The following is a 20,932-nucleotide window of genomic DNA, read 5'->3' as shown; positions in this document are numbered from 1 at the left end:
CGCATTCCTCACCCTCGGAGCCCCCCTCACCTGCCACAAGAAACTCCGAAAACTCACCACGTAAGACACGCTCTAAGTGGCGCAGGCGTGCGGCGTGCCGCAGCAAACCCGGCCTTGACTGGCATTCCAATGAGCCTGACATGGTCCAAACGTGTCTGGCGATTTGTCGAACCTGCCCAACTCGTGCTCCCTGTCTATTCACCGCGGTTCTACTGCGCGATCCGTGGGGAATCTGGGGAGGGGTTACAGCCGGACGAACGCGATCTTCTTACAGGAGGAAACCACCTACGCATTCTCCCGCCTCATGGCCATAACTCTCGGTACGCCAAGCACTCCTGTCGATGCGCTGCCTGCTGCGTCGCCCATGCCGCATATGAGCGCGCCAGGCGTCGCAGACTGCCGACTAGACCAGCCAAGGCCGTTCCTGGCCCCGCCATCGATCTTTAACTTAGCTAAACGGGGTCTATGCTCCCAAGCACCAGAACCTCAATCGACCCGAAAACTCGTCATGCTATGCTTCCTTACGAACAGGAACGACGCTGATGAGCACAGCGTTCAGACTCCCAATACTGGGGGTCAAGGGGTCGCAGGTTCGAATCCTGTCAGCCCGACCGGAAGAAAGCCGCTTGATTTGGACGAAAGTCCGGGTCAAGCGGTTTTTTCGTTGCGACATGAATGATTTCGGTGCGTGCCACGCGGTCCGCACCCCGCACCCGAAGATTCTCGGGCGGCCACTCTAGTGCCATCATGTTCCTGTCGACGCACCGCGAGAACACCACGTCCATGCTCTCACTGTCGCGTGCGACGCTCACGTATAACCGATATCCAGTAATGGCTGCTGCTCAAGAGCAGCCATACCCCGAGTCCGACGTTGAACCAGTTGTTCCAGCGCATCGGCCCGTCATCGGTGACGCCCAGGACGATCCAGAAGATCGCGATGACGACCCAGAGCAGCGCGAGCCCGATCGCTGCCTTCGGCGGGAGCCTTGTCTCACCGAACCGCCACTTCGTCGACGCCATATCGCTCCGCTCCTCCAGGTCGAGTGCGCTTCAGTCGCCGTACCTGACTACCCGGGCACTTCTGCGCCCAATCGGTGTCTCCGCCAGCGTCGAACAGTGGTCATGCGGTCCTCGAAGACGCGGGGCGATCATGAACCTCGCCCAGCACGCTCGTTTACACTCCTGCCGGCGCCCGTGTCCGACCGCGACGACATACCCGGCATCAGCAACATTCGGCAACGATCACCAGCTCCGCCCGCACCGCATGGTCGCCGGACATTCGACAAGATCGGGTAGCCGCAGCATGGCGATTCCGCCGTCACGCGCCTCGGAGACCCTGTTAGTGACGAGGCTCGAACTACTTTCGCCCGCCATCGCCGGCTGGCATGATCCCACCGCTGACCCGGGTGCAACGAACCCATCTCTCGGTGGACGGGAGCTCCGACCCATTTCGGCGCCGCGTCCGTCGATGATGCGCAGAAGGACAACTTCTCCTGACCAGCCGGGTCGCCGATCCGTTCATGGAAGGTTGTCGGTTCACAAGGCGTTCGTCCGCGAGCTCAATGAGGATGGAGGCCCAAGAGCCTGCCGCGAACGCTGCGGAGCTCGCTGCCGGTGACCCCGGCGTCGAGCAAGTACTGCTCGACATCGAAGCCGTCGAGGGTCGCCATGACGGCCTCCTCGGTGGTGGTGCCCCGATCCGCGAGGACCGCCTGGATGAACGGTTGTTGGTCGGTGGTTCTCATCGCGGCATACAGAGCCTTGAGGGCTTCGGCGGACAGGGCGTAGTCCGCGGCGATCGCGCACGGCTCGACGTCGGCCAGCGCGAGCAGCAGAAGCGCGATCAGCCCGGTCCGGTCCCGGCCGCCGCCGCAGTGGAACAGGACTCCCCCGGGATCGGCGTGGGCGATCGCCTTGACGACGGCAGAGCAACGCTGGGCCTTCCGCTGGAGGAAGACGGGATAGTAAAGCGGGGTGCCGTTGAGCCGCTGACGGTTGACGTGCTGCCAGAACTCGATGTCGTCGATGTCGTCGATGTCGTCGATGTCGTCGAGCGGGACTTCGAGCCGGTCGAAAGAAGCCGGCGTGGTGGGACCTTCTGGGCTGGCAGCGAATTGTGCCGAACCCGCCAGGGTCGTCAACGAGTATTCGGCAGGCCGGATCTCGTCCGCGTTGCGGAGGTCGATGACCGTGCGGACGCCGGACACGTGCGCTTCGGCCCACCCTGTCTCGGTGACGAAACGAAGGTCCGCCGCCCTGAAGAAGGCTCCGTAAGCAGTCGTGCCGCCGGACTTGGTGGGCAGTCCGCCGAGATCCCTGGCGTTGAAGAAACCTTCCCAGGTCACCGCTCTGCTCGTGCTCATCGTTGGGTGTCGCGTCGCCGCCGGCTGTCCATCGCCTCCCGCCTCACCTGCCCCGCGTGGTCGCCGACTTCACCGAGTCGCTCCGCGAAGTCGGCGTGCTTCCCGGTCAAGTGCGTACGGAAGTCGGCCAAAGGAGCGAGAAGCGTGGTCGCGTCGTTCTCGCCGAGCGCCGTGCCGAGCTTGTCGGCACTTTCCCTGCCCTCGGCGGTCAGGCCGTTCAATCCCCCGGCCTGCCCAGCGAGCTGACGCAGGATCGCCGAGTTCCGCCGCGCCCAGTCCGCGACCGCCCGATCGCCGGCGCGCCGGTCGCGTTCGGCTTCGACGCGCGCCTCCCCCGTGTCCTCACCGGTCACCGAGGGCCGCAATCGCAGGAACCTCCGTTCCGCCGCTTGACGGCTCGCCACACCCAGAGCAGGGGCGAGCGCGGTCCAGCTGGCGCCTCCGGAGCGGGCGGCCGCGATCAGTTCGGGCTCCCAGGCGGACATTTCCTCGCGAGCCGCGCGCAACGTCGCCAGCGCGACCAGCACCACCTCCGGGTCCGCGGTGCCGGAACGGGCGGCCGCCACCACATCGTGCACCGCGCGCACCCGATGCGCGAGATCGGTCTCCATCAACGTCATCCTCTCGACGACTCAGTGGTTGTCATCTTTTCGATGACATGCTAGAACAGTGGGGCGTGTTGACACCAGACAACGAACCCAGGAGGTGGAACCCGATGTTGATGCGCACCGACCCGTTCCGTGAGCTGGACCGCTTCACCCAGCAGGTGTTCGGCGCCACGAACTCCGGAACCTGGTCCAAACCGGCCACGATGCCGATGGACGCCTACCGCGACGGCGACGAATTCGTCGTCTGCTTCGATCTTCCCGGCGTCGACGCCGACGCGATCGAGCTGGACATCGAACGCAACGTCCTGACGGTCAAGGCGGAACGGCGGCCGAACATCGGCGGTGACGTTCAGATGCAGGTCTCCGAACGCCCGCTCGGCGTCTTCTCCCGCCAGCTTTTCCTCGGCGAAGCACTCGACACCGACCGCATCGCGGCCGGTTACGAAGCAGGCGTGCTGACTCTGCGCATCCCGGTCGCCGAGAAAGCCAAACCGCGGCGCATCACGATCAGCGGCTCAGAGTCCGACCGCAAGAAGATCCAGGCCTGACGTCGTTCCCGTGGCGGGACCGGAATGACCATCGGTCCCGCCACGGGAACGACCACGCGAAACGAGGATCCTCTTTGACAGCCACACTCACCATGCCGAGCCCTCGTCCTCACCCTCCGCTCGACGCCGTGTGGGAGTACCTCGCGGAAGTCACGAGCGCGCTGGGCGTCGGGCTGGAGTCGTGCACCGTCGACCACGACAGCCCCGTGTCCGCCTACGTCGCCCTCGACGGAGAATTCCCCGCGCATCCCGGACGGGACACGGCGTTGCTGTGGAACGAGCTCCACGGCTGGGCAGCCGCGGTCGAAACCCATTCCGGTGAAGACCTCATCATCGTCCGATACCTCGGCGGGAACACCATCGCACCGCCCGCCGCCCAGGTGGCGCGTTTCGTCAACGCCTTGCGCGAGAACGGCGACCCCGACGCCAGGCACACACCACCCTTGCCGCGCCCACCGGATCTCACTGCCCGCCGCCCACTCGCGTCCCGGAAGGACATCGGCCCCGCGAGCTGACCTGCGGCCCGTCGACGTAGGCATCGACTGGCCGGGCCGTCACGCCACGGGGGTGGATCCGCTGGACGTGCCGAATCAGTCGCCGGCGAGTTTCTTGATCTCGTAGTCGGGCACGTTCACGCCCACCTCGAAACTCGGGCTCCAGTCGACGCCGAGCTCTTTGGCGGCACGCTGCGCCTTGATCGCGCCCCGCTGGCCCGCATAGGTCGACCAGGGATTGAACTTCACGAAGGCGGGCTTCGGGTCGGAGGAATTCCATACCGAGACCAGCAGGGCCTTGAGCTTCTCACCCGTGACCACATATCCGAGCGGAACCTCGGCGTCGACCATGACTCCTGTGGTCAGTCCGTCCTGGTTCGTGCCTACCTCGACCTGGAGGAGCTCGGGAAGCGCGGCCTTCACCGCGTCAACCACGGTCCCGGCAGAAGCCATCTCGGTCTTCTGGGTAGCTGGGGCGGAGTCCTTACCCTTGTCACCGGGAAGGAACAGGCCGCATCCGGTCAGCAGCATCGCCATCGCGGCCGTCGTCGCGGACATGGTCACGAGACGTCGAATCATCACTCACACTCGACGGGTGTCAGCAGGCCTTGACGATGACCGAGTGCGCCTTGCCGCCGAGGTCGAGGATCTTCACGTTCCGGTTACCGGCGGGCACGCGGACCTCATAGGTGCCGGGGTTGACCGGGTAGCCGAAGTAACTGCCCGCCGGGGCGGCCCCGGTGCCCGCGATCATCGAGCCGTCGGTGCGGTGGATGGTGGTGGAGACCGCGCCGCCGCAGTTGTTGGAGATGTAGATCTTGCCCTTGGTCGCGGCGGAAGCGGAGCCCGCGCCCAAGGCCGAGACGGCCAGCCCTGTGGCGGCAAGAACGGCGAGAACGCGTTGGGCAGTCGTCAAGGTGGCTCCTCCGGTGTCGGGTCGGGGTCGGCAACAAGTTACTGGAAGGCGCGTCCAAGCACTGTCGGTCGAACGGACCACAACGCCACGAGTCGACCGGTGATACGAGTCTCACGGAAGAGAGACCGCCGACTGGGATCTCCGGAATTCACCCGCCCGCTCCGGCGATTTCGCCACGCCCACCTTCAGATTCCCAACGGGCGAGGGCGTTTTCCGGGGTGGGTCGCGCGCCGAACTCGTCGAGGAGCATTTCCGGGCAGGTCACGTTGTTCTGCCCGGAGGCGGCTGCCAGCACCCCTTCGGCGGCGAGCTCATCGGTCCCCGGTGGGATGACCAGGAGAGTGACCCGGTGCATGCTCCCGCCGGTCACGTGCACGATGTGAACGTTCTGCGAGCCGATTCCCTCCAGTTTGATCAGCCGCCCCTGGTAGATCATCTCGCGGACCGTGACCGCCCAGCCCGACGGCGGGTAAGCCACCCGCCATACCGGGCCGATCCGGCCGTCGAGCGCTGTGGCGAGTTCGGGCACTTCTGCCGTCAGGTCACGGGATCGGGGCCACCAGGCACCGTCGACATGACCGCTCTCCGAGTTGCGGGGCTTGATACTCAATCGTTCGGTGTCCGGGGAGGAAGAGTCGGCACGCATGTTCGGGCTCCGGTCTCCGGCCACGAGGGCCGGCGTTGATGAAGAACCGAAGGTGACATCGGTCGCTCTCCGACGCGCGAAAAACTCTCGGCACTTTCACTGTACAGAGAAAATCACGGGCTAACGTCCGAGTAACGCGAGAAGCTCTTCGTCATGGCAAAGCGAGCCGGATGATCTTGCGGATGACCGAGCCGAGTTGCTTCGACAGGGAACCGGTGTTGTAGGGCAGGCCGTGTTTCCCGCAGAGCTCCCGCACTTCGGCCGCGATACGCGGATAGCGACGGGACGGGATGTCCGGGAACAGGTGATGCTCGATCTGATGACTGAGATTCCCGGAAAGCAGGTGGAACAGCGGACTTCCGACGATGTTCGCGGAGCCGAGCATCTGGCGCAGGTACCACTGACCCCTGCTCTCGTTTTCGCTCTCCTCTTCGGTGAAAACCTCGGCACCGTCGGGAAAGTGGCCGCAGAAGATGATCGAGAAGGCCCAGAGGTTGCGGATCAGGTTCGCGCTGAGGTTCGCCGCCAGCGTCACCGGGAACAGCGGACCGGTCAGCGCGGGGAACACCACGTAGTCCTTGCCCGCCTGCCGAAATACCTTGCGCAGCATCGGGCCGAGCAACGGGCGGACGTCCGCCCACGAGCGACGGCCCTGCACGATCCGGTCCGCTTCGAGGTCGTGCAGCATGATCCCGTACTCGAAGAACACCGCCTGCGCCGCCGCGTAGAGCGGATTGCCGAGGTAGTAGGGATTCCACTTCTGGTCTTCGGTGATCCGGATGATGCCGTAACCGACGTCGCGATCCTTGTCGAGGATGTTGGTGTAGGTGTGGTGCATGAAGTTGTGCGAGCGGCGCCACTGTTCGCTCGGGCAGACCATGTCCCATTCGAAGGTCCGCGAGTTCAGCGTCGGGTCCTTCATCCAGTCGTACTGACCGTGCAGGACGTTGTGGCCGATCTCCATGTTGTCCAAGATCTTCGACAGCGAGAGCGCGCCGACACCGGCGATCCACGCCGGCGGGAACCAGCCCGCGAACAGCAGCACCCGGCCCGACAGCTCACTGAGCCGTTGCACAGCGACGACCCTGCGGATGTAATCGGCGTCCTCCGACCCGAGATCCGCCACCACTCGCTGTCGCAGCGCGTCGAGTTCCTTGCCGATGAGCTCTACCTGGCTCTGGTCGAGTTCCCGGGTGGTCGTGGTCATGAAGCGTCTCCTTGCCGAAGTTCGGGTTCCCGGTCGAGACCGGGTTCGGGAGGGCCGGATTCCGCGGGGCTGCTCGCGTGGACGTCGGCGGGGTCGACGTGTTCGTCAGCCTCGCTGCGCAAAGACCGGATGGCGGAGTTGAGCACCGCCAGCAGCGGAACCGCCAGCAAGGCACCGGCGATACCGCCGACGAGAAGCCCTGTCGCGATGGCCAGTACCACCGCGAGCGGATGGAGCTTCACCGCCCGGCCGAGCAGGAACGGTTGCAGCAGATGGCTTTCCAGTTGCTGGACGACGAGGACGACGCCGAGCAGGATCAGCGCCGGGACTAGCCCGTTGGCGACCAGCGCGATCAGGACGGCGACGGTGCCCACCACGACCGAGCCGATGATGGGCACGAACGCGCCGAGAAACACCAGCGCGGACAAGGGCACGGTCAGGGGGACTCCCAATACGGCCATGCCGATACCGATGCCGACCGCGTCCACGGTGGCCACCGCGATCGTCGCGCGCACGTAACTGACGAGCGCGGCCAGGCTTCTCCGCCCGGCGACGTCCGCCCGGATCCGCGCACGGGCGGGTACCGAGCGCAGCAGGAACGCCCAGATCCCCGGCCCGTCCGCGAGCAGGAAGATCAAGACGAACAGCACGAGCAGTGCCTGCGCCAGCACTCCACCGACGGTCGCCGCCGTGCTCAGCGCGCCGGTGGTCAATCCGGTCCGGGAATTGGTCAGGGTCGCCACCAGGTCGTCGCCCGAATCCCGGAGTTGCGCGGCACTGAGATGGAGCGGACCGGTGGTGAGCCAGTTGGCGACGGCGTCGACGCTCTTCGTGAGCTGGACCCGCAAGGCGGGTATGCCGTTGACGAACGTGAGCACCACGAAGGTCAGCAGGCCGCCCAGCACCGCGAGCCCGCCCACCAGGACCGCCGCGACGGCGATGCCTCGCGGCATCCGGTTACGGACGAGGAAGGTCACCGCGGGAGCGAGCATCGCGGCCAGCAGCAGCGCGATCGCCACCGGCACGACCACCGCGGCCAGATAGCCGACGACCAGCCCGAGCACGTACAGGGTCGCGCCGACGACGAGCAACCGCCACCCCAGCTCCGCGGTCACCCGCAGCATGCGCGGCACCACCGGCCGGACATCGTCGGGAACTTTCGGATCTTGCGGGAGATCGGCCACGGTAGGCCTCTCGTGCGCTGCGGACGGCTCGCCGGCCCATTCGGTCGTCGGTGACGACACCGAACGTGCGCCGCCGGGGTCCGGAGCGATCCTTCAGCTCGTCGGGCGGAGGCCGTCCCACGTGTGAAGGCAACGAAGTGCTGTCTTCAACGATAGCCTCCCGCACCCCGGAACGCCGGATCAGGACGAACCGGCGGCCGGTGAGCGGTCTCTCCCGTCCAAGAACCAGGGCCACACGTCCACGTTCGGCCTCTCCGTCGCCGTGGCGCGTCAGTGTCCGGCCTGTTCGCTGTGCCGGTAGGCGGGAAGGTCGATGGCGTCCGCGGGCGGAGTGGCGAACCGGCCGGCGAGACGGCTGAGCCTCGGGCCGGCGGCGAGACCGGCGACGGTGTGGAGGAGCCGGATGCCGGTGCGGGTTTTCGGGGAGGCCAGCCGCGGCGCGAACCAGGAGACGTTCTGGGCTTGGGTGACGTAGGGCCGCATGATGGTTTCGTAGGCCTGGAAGGCGTCGTGGTGGTCAGAGTGGCGGCTGAGTTCGCCGGCGAGGACGTAGGCGCCGACGAGGGCGAGGCTGGTGCCCATGCCGCTGAGCGGGGAGGCGCAGTAGGCGGCGTCGCCGACAGTGGCGATCCGGCCGCGCGACCAATGCTCGAGGCGCATCTGCCCGACGGATTCGAAGTAGAAGTCCGGAGAGTCGCCCATCGCGGCGAGCACGCGTGGTGTTTCCCAGCGGGCATCGGCGTAGTGACGGCGCAGAAAGTCTTGCTGTGCCGGGACTTTCAGCCGGTCAAGCCCGGAGTACGGGCCCAGGAAGGACAGTGTCGCGCGAGTGGTCCCCTGGTTGTCGGGACGCAGGAGGACCACTCGGCGACCGGGGGCGTTGAACCATCGTGCCCACCTGTCGTCCGACTCGGTGCGCGGAATGGTGAAGTAGGCGGTGTACAGGCCGAAAGAGCGAGTGCGGGCGATGTCGGCGAAGACGAGATCCCGGGTGCGGGACCGCAGGCCGTCGGCGAGGACGACGAGGTCGAATCGGCGGTCGGCGCCGTTTCGGAAAGTGACGTCCACACCGGCACCGGTATCGGTCAGCCCGGTGATCTCGTCGCCGAAGACGTAGGCGATGTCGTCGCGGGTGTGCTGGTAGAGCAGATCGGCGAGGTCGCCGCGCAGGAGTTCCAGCTCGGTGACGAACCCGTCGCCGTCCAGGGCGTCGGCGCCGAACGAAGCCCGGACCCGGTTGCTGTCGTCGACGAAACGCAGCCCTTCCTCATGCGTGACGCGCTCGCGGGCGGCCTTCTCCAGGCCCATCCGTTCGATGACGGTGCGCCCGGCGCCGCGCAGGTCGACCGTCTGCCCGCCGAGGCGGAGTTCCGGCGCGCGTTCGATCACGGTCGCCGTCATGCCGTGCTGGTGCAGCCAGTAGGCCAAGGCAGGCCCGGCGATGCTGGCGCCGGAGATCAAGATGGTGCGGGACAAGGGATCTCCTTCAGGAAGCGATGCTGGGTTGCTGGGGCGCCGGGTGGTGAGGATCAGCGGGAACCGGTTCGTCGGGGCGGGCACGACGAGGGAACAGCGGTGAGATCAGCAGGAACAACGCGATGACGATCGCTTGGACCACGAGGGCTTCGCGGAATCCCTCGGTGACCCGGCCGACGAGGGCACCGGCGAAGAACACGGTGCTGAACACCGCGACACCGACCGAGCCGCCGATCGCCTGGACCGCGGACAGCACGCCGGAGGCGGAGCCGACCTCGTCGTCGTCGACGGCGCCGAGCACGGTGTTGAACACCGCGGCGATCACGATGCCCGCGCCGATGCCGGCCACGGTGCCGCCGGGCACGATCTGCCAGATCGTGAAGCCGGTGGTGTCGGCCAGGGCGAACCACAGCCAGGCGACCCCGGCGAACTGGAGGATCGCTCCGGCCTGCAACACCCTGCGGCCGAGTTTGGCGGCGAGCAGCCCGCCGCTGATGGTGCCGCCGACGGCGGTGCCCAGCGCGACCGGGAGGTTGCCCAGCCCGGCCTGTCCGGCGGTGAACCCCTGGCCGAGTTGCAAGAAGAACGTCAGAACCAGCTGGGTGCCGATGAGACCGCCGAAGAACAGCGCGACCGCGATCAGTCCGACGGTGAACGCGGACTTGCCGAACAGGCTCGGGGTGACCAGCGGCGCTCGGTTCCGGCGCACGGCGCGGCGCTGCCACAGCGCGAATCCCGCGTAGCCGATCGCCGCGGCGGACAGCGACAGCCACGTCCACAGCGGCCACCCCGATGCCTGCCCCTCGTTGAGCGGAAGAACCAGCAACGCCGAGGCGACCGCGACGAGTACCGCTCCGACGACGTCCACGCGCAGCGTCCTGATTCCGCTGTCGCGGGGCACCAGCCGCCAGGCCAGGGCCAACGCGGCAAGGCCGACCGGGACGTTGATCAGGAACACCAGCCGCCAGCCGAGACCGAACAGGTCCCAGTCGACCAGGGCGCCGCCCAGCACCGGGCCGAGGACGCCGCCCAAGCCGAGAACCGGGCCGAAGACGGCAAGGGCTTTCGTGAGCTCCCGGGGAGCGAGGTTGTCGCGCAGGATGCCCAGTCCTTGGGGCAGCATCATCGCCCCGGCCACGCCCTGGAACAGCCGGAAGGTGATCAGCAGGCCGACACTCGGAGCGACCGCGCACAGCAGCGACGCGACGGTGAAGGCCACAAGCCCGCACAGGAACATCGGCCGCCGGCCGTAACGGTCGCCGAGGCGTCCGCCGAGCACCAGGCCCGCGCCGAGGGTCAGGGCGTAGCCGCCGATGACCCACTGCAACCCGACCGGGCTCGTGCCCAGGGACCGCTCCAGCGAAGGCCCCGCCACGTTGACGATGGTCGAGTCGAGCAGATCCATCAACTCGACGACGAGCACGGTGGCCAGCAGCCACCACACCGCCCGCGGCGATGTCTTCTTCTCGGGTACGGACATGATTCTCTCCGGATTCTGGTGCCAGCGCTCGTTTTCAGGGCGCGTTCGTACGCCGGGCAGGCATCCGCGGAACGAATGCGCCCCGGTGGTCGGGTCGGGTGTGGCGGCTCGCGCGCCGCGGCGGGAAGTCAGCCCTGGGGGAAGGAATCCGCCGTGTCCGTGTAGATCCGCACGACATCGGTCAGGAACGCCTTGACGACGTCTCGGTCTCGGGGGCTCAGCGCCTCGACGAGGTCCTCCACACCGCGCAACAACGGGTGCAGGTGCCCGAAGATCTGGTTCATCGACTCGGCGACCGGCTCGACCAGCACCTTGCGACGATCGGTCGCGTGCGGGCGGCGGACGATGTGACCGGCCTTCTCGAGCCGGTCCACGATGTGTGTACTCGCCGCGGTCGAGACCCGCAGCCTATCCGCGAGTTCCTTGGCGGTCAGCGGGCCGTCGGTGGTGAGGTGCTCCATCGCCGCCAGGTCCGTGGCGTTGATCCCCAGAGCCCCGCTCAGACGCTGCTCGACCACTCGCGTCAACACTCCCACTTCCTGCAGGCGCTCCATCACGGCGTTGCCCACGCCCGGGACCTCGACCTGCCGCCCGGCGGTGGGCGGGCCGGCGTGACGAGGACCGCGAGCCGAAGAAGTCATGCCAGATAGTCTACCTGATAAGTCACTAACTAGGTTAGTGACTTATCTGACGAATCACATGGGGAGCGCCCCGGCTCGGGATGGCCGTGATCACTGCTCGACGTCGACGAGTTCGGTGAGCCCGCTGACAGTGAGGACGGGCATCAGCAGCGGGTTGGTGCGGATGCGGATCCGGTCGGCATAGCCGAACAGCGCGTTGATGCCGCCGCTGTCGAGGTAGTCCACCTCACGCAGGTCGACAGTGACCGTGCCGTTCTTCGTGGCGCCGGCGAGCGCGCTGTCGAAGGCGTCGACATTGCTCAGATCGATCTCGCCGGAGGCGATCAGCAGGACGCTGCCGTCTTCACGGCTGTCCGTGGTGAGGGTGAGCCGAGCACTCATCGGGAAATCCTCGCCTTCAGGTACACGGTGGTTCCGGCATCTCCTTGTTCGACGGTGACCTCGTCCATGAAGGCCCTCATCAGGATCAGTCCTCGGCCGCGATCGGAATCGGGGTCCGGGCGAGGCGGTTTCCACGACCCGGTGTCGCTGACGATCAGGCGTAAGCCGTCGGTCAAGACGGCGGCTCGAAGCCGGACGAGGCCACCGGGGTCGTCGCGATGACCGTGCTCGACGGCGTTGGCGGTGGCCTCCCCCACCGCGACGAGGATGTTCTGAAGCTGGTCGGCATCGAGCTCGCAGCGCTGTAGCCAGTCGCGCAAGGCCTTGCGCACGACCGCCAGTTCGCCGACGTCGGCGGGAAAGCTCAAGTCCAGGGGGCCGGGACTGCGATAGGTCAGCAACGCCACGTCGTCCTCATAACCTTCTGCCGGGGCCAGTTCGGACATCAACAGCCCGGCCAGGCCTTCGAGGATGGTGTCGCCGTTTTCGGCGACCAGTGCGGCGACGCGGTCGATGCCGTCACCGAGTGAGCAGCGACGTCGTTCGACAAGACCGTCGGTGTACAACAGCAGGGTGGCGCGGGCGGGGATCACGGTGCGCGCTTCGGATCTCGGCCTGCCGGGCCGGACACCCAGCGGAATCGATCGCCCGCCTTCCAGCAGCTGGATGGAGCGGTCCGCGCCGAACAGGATCGGCGGCGGGTGGCCCGCGGCGGCGTAGCTCATCTCGCCTGTATCGCGCGAGAGAACCGCGCAGAACGCGGTGGTGCAGACGGCGCCGGGCAGGCGGGCGGCGAAGCGGTCCAGCCCGGTCAGTGCCGCCGCAGGGCTCGGGTTCTCCAGCAGCAGGGCGCGGCAGGCGCTGCGCAACTGCCCCATGACGGTGGCCGCGGCCAGGCCGTGCCCTACGCAGTCACCGACGACCAGCGCGATGCGCCCGTCTTCCAGTTCGACCACGTCGTACCAGTCACCGCCGACCTTCAGCGGGCTGTTGGCAGGCTGATAGCGGGCCACGAATCCCTCGGGGAGCCGTTGCGGGCCGAGGATCGCGTGCTGGAGCGCGAGCGCGGTCTCCCGCTGCTGGTCGATCTGATGTACCCGGGCCAGGCCTTGACCGAGCCGTCCGGCCAGCACCGTCAGCAGCGTTTCGTCTTCGGGGGTGATCGGCCGTGATTCGGCCAGTTCGAGCCACACGACGAGGACACCGTCAGGGTGCTGGAGCGAGATCCCCGCCGTACCGGGCTTCCCTGCCACGGCACTCAGCGTTTCGGAGTCGCGCAGAGCCGTGACGCTGTGCCGGACGCCAGGAGGCAGGTCCTCCCAGCCGCCCTGCTCACCGACGATCACCGGCTCGGCGGTGTGGGAGGGAAAGAGAACCGCCAGAACCCGGCGCGCCTTCCAGACCCGGCGGAGTTCGGCCAGCGAGGTGACCAGTGCCTCGCCGACGGAATCCGCCTGGGCGAGCTGCTGGTTCAAGGCGGACAGCACGCTTTGGCGCTGTATCGCGTAATGCTCAGCGGTCACGTCACGGAACGTGCCGACCGTGACGTGTCTGCCGGTTTCGGGATCTTCGACCCGGCTGAAGCTGGCCGTGACCCACAGCCGATGCCCGTCACGGTGCGCGACAGGAATGGTGCAGCTGCCGCGCCGATCGCGCAACACCGTTTCGAAGGCGTCGGAGACGAGGCGGTACAGGTCGGGATCGGTGCTCGCGTCCGGCCACCACGGGTGGGCAGGCCGGTACGGCAGGCCTCTCGGGCCGTAGCCGAGGATGTCGGCGAACGCGCTGTTGATCTCGACGACCGCTCCGCCTTCGTCACAGACGAAGAACGCTTCCTGCAGCGAGTCGATCAGAGCCGCACGCCACCGGGCGGACCGTGTGCGCAGCCGGGCCAGTTCGACGTTCGCCCGGACACGGGCCAGCAACTCGGCGGAGGCGAACGGCTTGACGAGGTAGTCGTCGGCGCCGGCCTGCAGTCCTTCGATGGAGGCTTCCTGCCCGGCCCGTGCCGAGAGCAGCAGGACGGGTACCGCGGCGGTGCGCGGTTCACCGCGCAGCCTTTCGACCAGACCCAGCCCGTCGAGACCGGGCATCATCACATCGCTGATGACGAGGTCCGGCGGCTCCGCACGCACGGCGCCCATCGCTTCGTCACCGTCGGCGACGGCTTCGACCACGTAGCCCGCGCCGGTGACGAGACGGGTCAGGTACTCGCGCATGTCGGCGTTGTCGTCGGCGATCACGACCCTTGCGGGGGTGGACTGCCGCTGCGTCGAGGCACGGTCGGCCTCGGCGATTTCGGGGGCCGGGTCGCCGGAGGACCATCTCCGGGCCTCCAGCGCATACGGTTCGGCCGTGGCGGCGGTGCCGGCACGACCACTCGATGCGGTCAGCGAGTCGGCGGGAAGGTGAGCCGACCCGAAGGGCAGCCGGACGGTGAACGTCGTCCCCACGCCTTCGACGCTGTCACCGGTGATCGTGCCGCCGTGCAGTTCCACGAGTTCCCGCACCAGCGCGAGACCTATCCCGCTGCCCTCGTGGGAGCGGGCGCGGGTGTTCTCGATCCGGTGGAACCGCTCGAACAGGCGAGGTACCTCCTTGGCGGGCACCCCGACGCCGGTGTCGGAGACGGCGACGGTCGCCGCCCTCGCGTCCTTGGCCACGGTGACCGTTATGGCACCTTCGAAAGTGAACTTCACCGCGTTGCTCAAGAGATTGAAGACGACCTTCTCCCACAAGGCGAGGTCCACGTACACCGGCTCACCCAGCGGCGGGCATTCGACGGTGAAGCGCAGGCCCGCCCGCTCGACCGCCGACTGGAAAACACTCGCCAGTTCCGCGGTGACGGCCGCGAGATCCACCGGTTCGAAGCAGGCTTGCATCCGCCCGGCCTCGATCCGGGAGAAGTCCAGCAGCGTGTTGACCAGCTTGCTCAGCCGGGAACCGTTGCGGCGGACGACTTCCAGATCCGCGCGGGCCGCGTCGTCCAGGCCGGGCGCGTTCGAGAGCAGTTCCTGCACCGGCCCCATGATCAAGGTGAGCGGCGTGCGGAACTCGTGGCTGATGTTCGAGAAGAAGGCCGTCTTCGCCCGGTCCAGCTCCGCGAGCTCCTCCGCCCGACGCTGCTGCGCCTGGTGACTGCGGGCGCTGACGATCCCCGCGGCGATATGCGCCGCCACCAGTTCCACGAAGCCGCGGTAGCCGTCGTCGAGGTCGCGATACCGGTTCAACCCCGCCACCAGAAACCCGTGGGGCACACCGCCCTGCTGCCGCAGCGGAATGACCAGAGCCTGGTTGGGCGGCTCGGGCCACGCCCCTGCGGGCAGTTCGGTCGTCCTGGCCTCGTCAAGACCGATCAGCACGGCTCCGCCCTCGGCCAGCTGCTCCACCGGCAACTCCAGCAGAGGCACCGCGAGGTCATCCGCGAGCCCGGTCGAAGCCGCCAGTCGCGCCGGGCCGCCGTCCTCGAACAGATAGATCAGGGTGAAGGGCAGGTCGCGGGTGTTCCGGTTGAGCTGGCGGACCGCGAACGCGAGCACCTCGTCCTCGGTGGTGATCACGCTGGGATCCGAGCCGAGATCGCGCAGGGTCGCCATCCGGCGCTCGCCGATGATCCGGTCGGTCTCCTCGCTCACCACGCACAACATGCCGACGACCCGGCCGCTGTCGTCACACAGCGGGCTGTAGGAGAACGTGTGGTAGCTCTCCTCCAGGTATCCCGAGCGCTCAAGAAACAGCAGCAGTCCCTCGTCCCACGTCGCCTTGCCGGTGGACAACACGGTTTCGATGCGCGGGCCGATGTCGTCCCAGATCTCCGACCACACCTCGTTCGCCGGGCGGCCGAGAGCCCACGGGTACTTCCGTCCCAAGGTGTTGTGCCGGTAGGCGGAGTTGCAGAAGAAGGTGAGCTCCGGGCCCCACGCCATCCACATGGAGAACCGTGAAGACAGGAGGATGCCCACGGCCGTCCGCAGGCTCAGTGGCCACCCGTCCGGCCGGCCGAGCGGAGTGGCCGTCCAGTCCACCTCGGCCAGGTCACGGCCGACCTCGCCGTCCGCGGCGAACACATCGATCCGGCCTCTTCCGGCCTCCGCTGAAGGCATTCGACGCTCTTTCCTGTCCAACCCTCACACCGGGGCCGGCACTATCCCCGGCAGTTCCAGCCCCGTCCGGGCCACCTCATCGCCGTCGTGGCCACCGACGGCGACACCGCTTCACACATCTTTCCCTGTGCTCACCCGTACTGCTCATCGGCCCGGCCGAGCCACAGAGCACCGGCCGCGGTGAGCACGATGCCGACCACCGTCCACCATGACCACCAGGTGAAGAACACGACGACCGGACCGACGGCGACCAGGACGCCTCCACCCACCACCGCCGTCTCCGACTGCTCGGCCTCTCTCACACGAGGCGGCCTTTCGGCGAGATCCATCAGTTCACCCGCCCGTCGAGCGCGGACACGATGAGCGCGGCACAGCACGTCACCGAAAGTCCCCGTTCCCGCGCCATCGTTCTCAAGGTCGCGTGCGCCGCTTGCCCGGCCAAGCCTTGGGAGACGAGCACCTTCAGTGCCTGGGCGACGACGTCCGACGACGGCGGGGAATCGGATCTCGGGGGCATCGTGGGACCTCCGGTTCACTGGGCAACGAGCTGACGAAACGAGTCCTGATACCCCCTCCGAGCCCTCCTTACACTCATCACGACGAGCGACCCGGCGTTCAGGGTCAGGCGATGGCCTTGGCGACCTCGGTGACCTCGGGGTCGGCGTACTTCGAGCAGACGATCTCGTAGGTGGCGAGGATGACCGGGCAGGACCCGCGACCATCAGCTGCGGTGGCGGGTGTCCACCGCACGGGCGAAGACGTCGTCGTCCACGAACGCGATCTCGAAGGGCGGGGGCCCGGTCACTCCCGCGTCGTCGGGAAGCACCATCTGCGCTCGCAGCGCGCCGCCGGACAGGGTGACGTCGATGGCGAGATCGCCGGTTTCGAACCGTCCGATGTAGTCGGCGAGGCGGCCCGCCGGAGAGCCGACGACTCGCCGTGGTGCCGGAGGAGCCACGTGCGCGATGTGCTCGGTCGCCCAGTGCAGGACCGCGGCGCCCAAGGCCCCGCCGCCTCCGCTGTTCGTCAGCACCGTGACGGCGAATCCCCGCTCCGGGATCATCGCGAATTCCGACACTTGAAGGAAACTGACGTTACCGCCGTGGCGGACCAGGTCGGTGTCGCCGTGCCGGGTGCGCAGCCACGACAGCCCGACTTCTTCGAACCCCAGGGCGGCCGGTCGCTGCGGCCGGATCAGCGCGCCCCGTCCCGCGTCGCTGATGGGCCGCGATCCGCTCGTGTCACCCGAGAGGAAGAACCGCGCCCAGCGGAGTTGATCGCGGGCCGAGGACCACAGCCCGCCCGCCGGGTTCCCTGCCCGGTTGATGCCCAGCGAACGGGACACCTCGGGCCTCCCGTCCGTGACCGCGTGCCCGACGGCGTGCGGGCGGACGAGCACCTCCCACGGCAAGAAGACGCACGGAAGTGCTTCGAATGGGCACTGGTCATCAGCCGCCAGAGCGGCGACAGAAGAAGCGAAAGCCTTGCTGCCGAAGGCCTCCGGGCGTGCGCGACGAGTCCCTCGGGATGGTCGGACGGCAGGTGGATATCCGGGAATCCCCCGGATATCCACCTGCGTGCTTTGTAGTGTTTGGGCACGCCGAATGGGAGGGGTCGCGCACGGCGACTTGGGTGTCTTCCTTTCAGGCGAGGGTGGCGCCGTAGGCGGTGAGCACGGTCCGTAGTGGCTGGTAGAAGCTGACTTGGCTGTTCCCGCCGGACAGCACTCCGTAGCCGACACCGCCGTAGAACAACGGGCCACCGCTGTCGCCGCTTCCGATGGGGATGTCGGTGGCGATCGTCCCGATGACCTGTTTGTCCTTGCCGTAGTTCACGGTCTGGTTGAGGCCGAGGACCTTTCCGCACGTCTTCTTCGTGGTCATGCCGCTCTTGCACACCGTTTGCCCCACCTGCGGGATACCCGCGCGAAGGATCCGCTGGGTGCGGCCGTCGTACAGATCGACTTGGCTGGGCCCGGAGCCGGAGAGGTCCCGGATGCGGCCGTAATCGGTCACCGGGAAGTGGGTGTCCACATTGGGGCCGATGCCTTCCCAATCCAGCCCGTGTTCGGTGCAGTGGCCGGCCGTGAGGATGTACCGGACGTCCTTGACGAGGATCGCGAACCCCGCTGAGCAGTAATACGGTTCACGGCCGGGTCCCGGCGAGACGGTGTACATCGCATCACCGCCCTTCAGTGTCGACTGCCGCGCCGCACCGACCGCAGACGGTGCCGCGGAAACGACCGGGCAGGCCAGCAAAATGGCCACAGCCGAGGAAATCAGCACCCCGGCCAGCTTGCGGCGAGAGCAGCCGAACATGGTCATGTCCTTCCGTCCTGAAGAGACTGGATATGTACGACCAGTCCAGTGCCGCACGGCCACCGGCACAACCGGAGTCAACCTGACGAGTGATCAAAAGCCGTCGGCCGCCGAGATCCGTGCACGCCCCTACCGGGGTTGTCAGCACATCAGGCGAAGGTGGCTCTCACAGTACCTGTATCACCAGGGTCTCCCGGACGTCCAGGACACCTGTCAACCTGTTTGAGCGGAACGAAAGCGCCGACAACACTCCGACTAAACCGGCAGCTTTACCCCACCACATTGCTTCCACGATGGAAGGAACGAATACCCATGGCGGAAAGCCAGTCCATCCCTCACACAGACCTTTTCGATCTGACTGGGAAGTACGCACTTGTCACTGGCGGCACCAGGGGAATTGGGCTGATGATTGCGCGCGGCCTTCTCCAGGCGGGCGCTCGCGTCGTTGTCAGCTCACGCAAGGCCGACGCGTGCGCGGAGGCGCAGCATCTGCTGTCCGAATTCGGCGATGTTCAAGCAATCCCCGCCGACCTGTCCAGGCACGAGGAGTGTCAGCGCCTCGCCGATCTGGTCGAGGCCGACTCGAAACGCCTGGACATCCTCGTCAACAACGCGGGAGCGATGTGGCGCGAGCCGCTGGAGACGTTTCCGGACGAGGCCTGGGACTCAGTGATCGACCTCAACCTCAAGTCGCCGTTCTGGCTGGTGCAGGCGCTGCTCCCCGCGCTTCGCAGGGCGGGCACCGCCGATGATCCCGCGCGGATCATCAACATCGGCAGTATCGCCGCCGTCCACGTCGCCGAGTCGCCCAACTACTCCTACGCCAGCAGCAAAGCGGGGCTCCACCAACTCACCAGGGTGCTGGCCAGGGAACTGGGCCCCCAGCACGTCACGGTGAACGCGGTGGCCCCAGGACCGTTCCCGTCGCAGATGATGGCGGCCACGCTCGAGGCCGTCGGCGACACGATCGCGGCGAAGGCCCCTCTGCGCAGGCTCGGCCGCGACGACGACATGGCAGGCATCGCCGTGTTCCTCGCCAGCCGGGCCGGGTCCTACCTCACGGGCACCATCATCCCGGTCGACGGCGGCATCGCCACGACCGCGACAGGCACTTAGGGGTACCAGCAGAACCTCCCTCCGCCTGCGGACAGAGCCTAGGGTGAAGGGGTGACCAAGATCGATCCGCGCACCGAGATCAAGGAGTTCCTCCGCTCGCGTCGCGCGCGGATCACGCCCGAGCGGGCCGGACTGCCCGCCTACGGTGGCAACCGCCGGGTCAAAGGTCTGCGTCGCGAAGAGGTGGCTCTCCTGGCAGGGGTATCGGTCGACTACTACGTGCGGATGGAGCGCGGCAGCCTCGCCGGCACCTCTGACGGGGTGCTCGACGCGGTGGCCTCTGCCTTGCAGCTTGACGAGGCCGAGCGCGATCACCTCTTCCACCTCGCGCGGCAGTCCAGGGCGCCCGGCGGTCCACGCCGACGGCGACCCACCGCGACGGTGCGTCCGCCGCTTCAGCAGGTGCTCGATGCCATCACTGATGTGCCGGCGTGGATCTGCAACGGCCGTTATGACGTGCTGGCCACGAATCACCTTGCCCGCGCGCTGTATTCACCGGTCCTGACCGACGCACGACGACCGGCGAACACCGCGCGGTTCGTGTACCTGGATCCCGAAGCGGCAGAAACGTTCTTCGTCGACTATGACCGCATCGCCTGCGATGTGGCCGCGAAGCTACGCATGGAAGCCGGGCGCAATCCGCACGACGAGGAGCTGATCACTCTGGTCGGTGAATTATCGACACGCAGTGAACTCTTTCGGCAGCGATGGGCATCTCAGGACGTTCGCCTCCACCGGTCCGGGCGCAAGCGCCTGCACCATCCGGTCGTGGGCCGGCTCGACCTGGACGTCGAATCGATGGAGTTGCCGGCCGATCCCGGCCTGCTCCTGACCGTCTACACCGCGCCCGCCGGCACCGCGGCTGCGGATGGTCTGGCCCTCTTGGCGTCATGGGCGGGCAACCCGGCTGTCTCCAGGTTGCCCGCCGGATCAGGTGGCTAATTTCCGAGCAAATCGCCGACGACGCCGAAGCACGGGCCGTTCGGGGTGAGGACCCGCACGGTCAAGACCGCCGTCGGAACCGCGGGGCTTCCGATGTCGACCGTATCCGTGGTTTCGAATTCCGCGAGGTTCGGGAAACCCACATCGCCGAAAGAGCCGATCACGAATGTGGGGGCATTCGCGTACACGCCGACCATGTTGTGCGAACGCACCGGCCCCTGTGTGCTCCGGTAACCGAATTTGAGATCCAGCTCGCCGTTGCCGACGAGTGAGATGTCGAGGCTGATCGAGCCACAGGTGCCGGTCACGGTGGTGTTGGTGGTCACGTCGCCTTTGTCCTGCAGGTCCATCGGCACGGTGATGGACTTGGTCTTGCCCACGGAGGCGGGCGAACCGGCTTGCGCCGGACCCGCGCCGACCACCAACCCGAAAATGGCGAGCAGTGTCACTAGCGCCGCCACACCGGACCGGGCGAAGCGCGCTGACCTAATAGGTTCTTGGGACATGAG

25 protein-coding genes are annotated in these 20,932 nt (G+C 67.2%); 5 read left to right on the top strand and 20 right to left on the bottom strand.

Translation table 11 applies throughout. The features are described 5' to 3' along the window. On the top strand, positions 1 to 314 hold a 314-nt coding region (locus tag B0293_RS44970; protein ID WP_143254769.1), incomplete at its 5' end, for a WhiB family transcriptional regulator. 288 nt (positions 315 to 602) lie between these two features. Here the strand turns inward: B0293_RS44970 and B0293_RS43420 are convergent. From B0293_RS43420 to B0293_RS41500, 4 genes are all read right to left on the bottom strand, one after another. Next, on the bottom strand, positions 603 to 785 hold the full coding sequence (locus B0293_RS43420; protein ID WP_143254768.1) for a hypothetical protein: 183 nt from the start codon (positions 783 to 785) through the stop codon (positions 603 to 605). A gap of 4 nt (positions 786 to 789) precedes the next feature. Further along, positions 790 to 1,020, bottom strand: a complete 231-nt coding sequence (locus tag B0293_RS41510) for a hypothetical protein (protein WP_005154058.1) — start codon at positions 1,018 to 1,020, stop codon at positions 790 to 792. A gap of 539 nt (positions 1,021 to 1,559) precedes the next feature. After that, positions 1,560 to 2,363, bottom strand: coding sequence for a tyrosine-protein phosphatase (locus B0293_RS41505; RefSeq protein WP_039916438.1), 804 nt, complete (start codon positions 2,361 to 2,363; stop codon positions 1,560 to 1,562). Next, positions 2,360 to 2,974, bottom strand: coding sequence for a hypothetical protein (locus tag B0293_RS41500; protein WP_005154047.1), 615 nt, complete (start codon positions 2,972 to 2,974; stop codon positions 2,360 to 2,362). Before B0293_RS41500 ends, B0293_RS41505 begins: the two co-directional genes overlap by 4 nt. Positions 2,975 to 3,078: 104 nt before the next feature. Between B0293_RS41500 and B0293_RS41495 the strand changes: the two genes are divergently transcribed. Both B0293_RS41495 and B0293_RS41490 read left to right on the top strand, forming a co-directional pair. After that, positions 3,079 to 3,519 (top strand): Hsp20/alpha crystallin family protein, encoded by a 441-nt coding sequence (locus B0293_RS41495; protein WP_005154046.1) that lies wholly within the window; start codon positions 3,079 to 3,081, stop codon positions 3,517 to 3,519. Positions 3,520 to 3,611: 92 nt separating this feature from the next. After that, a complete protein-coding gene (locus B0293_RS41490) occupies positions 3,612 to 4,034 on the top strand; it encodes a DUF6292 family protein (RefSeq protein ID WP_052014350.1) in 423 nt (140 codons plus the stop codon). Positions 4,035 to 4,109: 75 nt separating this feature from the next. Here B0293_RS41490 and B0293_RS41485 read toward each other — a convergent pair whose 3' ends face one another. From B0293_RS41485 to B0293_RS41420, 15 genes are all read right to left on the bottom strand, one after another. Next, a complete protein-coding gene (locus tag B0293_RS41485; RefSeq protein WP_245191894.1) occupies positions 4,110 to 4,571 on the bottom strand; it encodes a hypothetical protein in 462 nt (153 codons plus the stop codon). Positions 4,572 to 4,611: 40 nt separating this feature from the next. Further along, on the bottom strand, positions 4,612 to 4,929 hold the full coding sequence (locus B0293_RS41480) for a hypothetical protein (protein ID WP_005154042.1): 318 nt from the start codon (positions 4,927 to 4,929) through the stop codon (positions 4,612 to 4,614). A gap of 148 nt (positions 4,930 to 5,077) precedes the next feature. Beyond that, complete coding sequence (locus B0293_RS41475) at positions 5,078 to 5,575, bottom strand: DUF5994 family protein (protein WP_039916433.1); 498 nt, start codon at positions 5,573 to 5,575, stop codon at positions 5,078 to 5,080. A gap of 151 nt (positions 5,576 to 5,726) precedes the next feature. After that, on the bottom strand, positions 5,727 to 6,782 hold the full coding sequence (locus B0293_RS41470) for a fatty acid desaturase family protein (protein WP_005154038.1): 1,056 nt from the start codon (positions 6,780 to 6,782) through the stop codon (positions 5,727 to 5,729). Further along, entirely contained in the window at positions 6,779 to 7,906 is a 1,128-nt protein-coding gene (locus tag B0293_RS41465) for an AI-2E family transporter (protein WP_077241517.1), read from the bottom strand. The genes B0293_RS41470 and B0293_RS41465 overlap by 4 nt, the downstream gene beginning before the upstream one ends. Positions 7,907 to 8,236: 330 nt before the next feature. Next, positions 8,237 to 9,442 carry an FAD-dependent monooxygenase gene (locus tag B0293_RS41460; protein WP_005154034.1) on the bottom strand — a complete coding sequence of 402 codons (1,206 nt, stop codon included), beginning with the start codon at positions 9,440 to 9,442 and terminating at the stop codon, positions 8,237 to 8,239. Between the two features lie 10 nt (positions 9,443 to 9,452). Then, complete coding sequence (locus B0293_RS41455; protein ID WP_005154032.1) at positions 9,453 to 10,922, bottom strand: MFS transporter; 1,470 nt, start codon at positions 10,920 to 10,922, stop codon at positions 9,453 to 9,455. 128 nt (positions 10,923 to 11,050) lie between these two features. Next, positions 11,051 to 11,563 carry a MarR family winged helix-turn-helix transcriptional regulator gene (locus B0293_RS41450; protein WP_245191893.1) on the bottom strand — a complete coding sequence of 171 codons (513 nt, stop codon included), beginning with the start codon at positions 11,561 to 11,563 and terminating at the stop codon, positions 11,051 to 11,053. A gap of 90 nt (positions 11,564 to 11,653) precedes the next feature. Continuing rightward, positions 11,654 to 11,944, bottom strand: a complete 291-nt coding sequence (locus tag B0293_RS41445) for an STAS domain-containing protein (RefSeq protein ID WP_005154027.1) — start codon at positions 11,942 to 11,944, stop codon at positions 11,654 to 11,656. Beyond that, entirely contained in the window at positions 11,941 to 16,047 is a 4,107-nt protein-coding gene (locus B0293_RS41440; RefSeq protein ID WP_005154024.1) for a SpoIIE family protein phosphatase, read from the bottom strand. The genes B0293_RS41445 and B0293_RS41440 overlap by 4 nt, the downstream gene beginning before the upstream one ends. A gap of 131 nt (positions 16,048 to 16,178) precedes the next feature. Next, positions 16,179 to 16,376, bottom strand: coding sequence for a hypothetical protein (locus B0293_RS41435; RefSeq protein ID WP_039916428.1), 198 nt, complete (start codon positions 16,374 to 16,376; stop codon positions 16,179 to 16,181). Further along, positions 16,376 to 16,564, bottom strand: coding sequence for a hypothetical protein (locus B0293_RS41430; protein WP_005154019.1), 189 nt, complete (start codon positions 16,562 to 16,564; stop codon positions 16,376 to 16,378). Before B0293_RS41430 ends, B0293_RS41435 begins: the two co-directional genes overlap by 1 nt. Before the next feature lie 104 nt (positions 16,565 to 16,668). Next, positions 16,669 to 16,797: a hypothetical protein gene (locus B0293_RS44775; RefSeq protein WP_005154009.1), complete on the bottom strand. Its 129-nt coding sequence runs from the start codon at positions 16,795 to 16,797 to the stop codon at positions 16,669 to 16,671. Next, positions 16,769 to 17,458: a serine hydrolase gene (locus B0293_RS41425; RefSeq protein WP_245191892.1), complete on the bottom strand. Its 690-nt coding sequence runs from the start codon at positions 17,456 to 17,458 to the stop codon at positions 16,769 to 16,771. Before B0293_RS41425 ends, B0293_RS44775 begins: the two co-directional genes overlap by 29 nt. A gap of 232 nt (positions 17,459 to 17,690) precedes the next feature. Further along, the gene (locus tag B0293_RS41420) at positions 17,691 to 18,371 is read right to left on the bottom strand and encodes a S1 family peptidase (protein ID WP_245191890.1); all 681 of its coding nucleotides are present in this window, start codon (positions 18,369 to 18,371) and stop codon (positions 17,691 to 17,693) included. Between the two features lie 306 nt (positions 18,372 to 18,677). Between B0293_RS41420 and B0293_RS41415 the strand changes: the two genes are divergently transcribed. Both B0293_RS41415 and B0293_RS41410 read left to right on the top strand, forming a co-directional pair. Continuing rightward, positions 18,678 to 19,481: an SDR family oxidoreductase gene (locus B0293_RS41415; protein WP_039916426.1), complete on the top strand. Its 804-nt coding sequence runs from the start codon at positions 18,678 to 18,680 to the stop codon at positions 19,479 to 19,481. 51 nt (positions 19,482 to 19,532) lie between these two features. Beyond that, the gene (locus B0293_RS41410) at positions 19,533 to 20,423 is read left to right on the top strand and encodes a helix-turn-helix transcriptional regulator (RefSeq protein ID WP_005153996.1); all 891 of its coding nucleotides are present in this window, start codon (positions 19,533 to 19,535) and stop codon (positions 20,421 to 20,423) included. On the opposite strand, the gene B0293_RS41405 is transcribed toward B0293_RS41410, so the two are convergent. Then, entirely contained in the window at positions 20,420 to 20,872 is a 453-nt protein-coding gene (locus tag B0293_RS41405; protein ID WP_005153995.1) for a hypothetical protein, read from the bottom strand. The two genes, B0293_RS41410 and B0293_RS41405, sit on opposite strands and share 4 nt — an antisense overlap. Between the last annotated feature and the right edge of the window lie 60 nt (positions 20,873 to 20,932).

This window comes from Amycolatopsis azurea DSM 43854, assembly GCF_001995215.1.
Lineage (GTDB): Bacteria > Actinomycetota > Actinomycetes > Mycobacteriales > Pseudonocardiaceae > Amycolatopsis > Amycolatopsis azurea.
The sequence above is the reverse complement of the archived record's forward strand: the minus strand, read 5'-3'. Positions and strand labels throughout refer to the sequence as shown.